A 2,159-nucleotide genomic window follows, 5' to 3' on the forward strand; every position below is an offset into this window, starting at 1 on the left:
GGAAAAGCACTTTTACGGCGGCCACGGCATCGTCGGCGCGCAGGTGTCGCTCGGCACGGGCTTGGCCTTCGCCAACCGCTACCGCGACAACAACAATGTTTCGCTGACCTATTTCGGCGATGGCGCGGCCAACCAGGGCCAGGTCTATGAAAGCTTCAACATGGCCTCGCTGTGGAAGCTGCCGGTGATCTACATCATCGAGAACAACCGCTATGCCATGGGCACCTCGGTGTCGCGCTCTTCGGCGGAAACCAATTTTTCGCACCGTGGCGCCTCGTTCAAGATTCCCGGCATCCAGGTCGACGGCATGGATGTCCGCGCCGTCAAGGCCGCCGGCGACCAGGCGACCGAATGGTGCCGCGCCGGCAACGGGCCGATCATTCTCGAAATGCAGACCTACCGCTATCGCGGTCACTCGATGTCCGACCCGGCGAAATACCGCTCGAAGGAAGAAGTGCAGAAGATGCGCTCGGACCATGATCCGATCGAGCAGGTCAAGGCACGGCTGATGGAAAAGAAGTGGGCGACCGAGGACGAGCTCAAGACCATCGACAAGGAGGTCCGCGACATTGTCGCGGATGCCGCCGAATTTGCCCAGAACGACGCGGAGCCGGATCCGTCCGAGCTCTGGACCGATATCGTATTGTAACGGGAGGGCAAGGACATGCCGATCGAAATTCTCATGCCCGCTCTCTCGCCGACCATGGAAGAGGGCAATCTTTCGAAGTGGTTGAAGAACGAGGGCGACAAAGTCGTCGCCGGCGACGTCATCGCCGAGATCGAGACCGACAAGGCGACGATGGAAGTCGAAGCCGTTGACGAAGGCACGCTGGGCAAGATCCTGATCGCCGCCGGTACCGAAGGCGTCAAGGTCAACACACCGATCGCCGTGCTGCTACAGGACGGCGAAAGTGCCGGGGATATCGGCAAGGCCGCGGCGCCCGCCAAGGCGGAAGCGCCTGCAAAGGCAGAGGCTCCGGCGGCGGCAGAGGATAAGGCGGAGGCCGCAAAGCCGGCTGCGCCGGTGGCTGCTGCTCCGAAGTCGGAAATCGCCGCCGATCCGGACATTCCGGCCGGCACGGAAATGGTCTCGACCACGGTGCGCGAAGCGCTGCGCGATGCGATGGCCGAGGAAATGCGCCGCGACGGCGATGTCTTCGTCATGGGCGAGGAGGTTGCCGAATACCAGGGCGCCTACAAGATCACGCAAGGCCTGCTGCAGGAATTCGGGCCGCGGCGCGTCGTCGACACGCCGATCACCGAGCATGGCTTTGCCGGCGTTGGCGTGGGTGCGGCGATGGCCGGCCTGAAGCCGATCGTCGAGTTCATGACCTTCAACTTCGCCATGCAGGCGATCGACCAGATCATCAACTCGGCCGCCAAGACGCTCTATATGTCCGGCGGCCAGATGGGCGCGCCGATCGTGTTCCGTGGACCGAACGGTGCCGCCGCACGCGTCGCCGCTCAGCACTCGCAGTGCTATGCCGCCTGGTACAGCCACATTCCGGGCCTGAAAGTGGTGATGCCCTACACCGCCGCTGACGCCAAGGGCTTGTTGAAGGCTGCGATCCGCGATCCCAATCCGATCATCTTCCTCGAGAATGAAATCCTCTACGGTCAGTCCTTCGACGTACCGAAGCTCGACGATTTCGTGCTGCCGATCGGCAAGGCGCGCATCCATAAATCAGGCAAGGACGTCACCATCGTCTCCTTCGGCATCGGCATGACCTATGCGGTCAAGGCTGAAGCGGAACTGCGTGGCCTTGGCATCGATGCCGAGATCATCGACTTGCGCACGATCCGGCCGCTCGATCTCGACACCATCATCGCCTCGGTCAAGAAGACCAACCGCCTGGTGGTGGTGGAGGAAGGTTATCCGCAGAACTCGGTCGGCGACCATATCGCCAACCAGGTGTCGCAGCGCGCCTTCGATTTTCTTGACGCGCCGGTCATCACCATCGCCGGCAAGGATGTGCCGATGCCTTATGCGGCGAACCTCGAGAAGCTGGCGTTGCCGAATGTCGGCGAAGTCATCGAGGCGGTCAAAGCCGTCACGTATCGCTGAACCGGGCGGGAGGACAAAATGCCAATCAACATCACCATGCCGGCCCTGTCGCCCACGATGGAAGAGGGCAATCTGTCCAAGTGGCTTGTGAAAG

The 2,159-nt window shown here is 62.0% G+C and carries 2 protein-coding genes; both read left to right on the plus strand.

Translation table 11 applies throughout. The features are described 5' to 3' along the window. A partial coding sequence (locus EN939_RS31235) for a thiamine pyrophosphate-dependent enzyme (protein WP_245473233.1) occupies nt 1-649 on the plus strand: 649 nt, incomplete at its 5' end. A gap of 15 nt (nt 650-664) precedes the next feature. Continuing rightward, a complete protein-coding gene (locus EN939_RS31240; RefSeq protein WP_127271464.1) occupies nt 665-2,065 on the plus strand; it encodes a pyruvate dehydrogenase complex E1 component subunit beta in 1,401 nt (466 codons plus the stop codon). Nucleotides 2,066-2,159 lie beyond the last annotated feature (94 nt).

This window comes from Mesorhizobium sp. M7A.F.Ca.CA.002.05.1.1, from assembly GCF_003998335.1.
In the GTDB taxonomy this organism is placed as follows: Bacteria; Pseudomonadota; Alphaproteobacteria; order Rhizobiales; family Rhizobiaceae; genus Mesorhizobium.

Excerpts from the sequence above, each read along its gene's own strand:
- EN939_RS31240 (WP_127271464.1), top strand. The coding sequence starts at position 665 with ATGCCGATCGAAATTCTCATGCCCGCTCTCTCGCCGACCATGGAAGAG.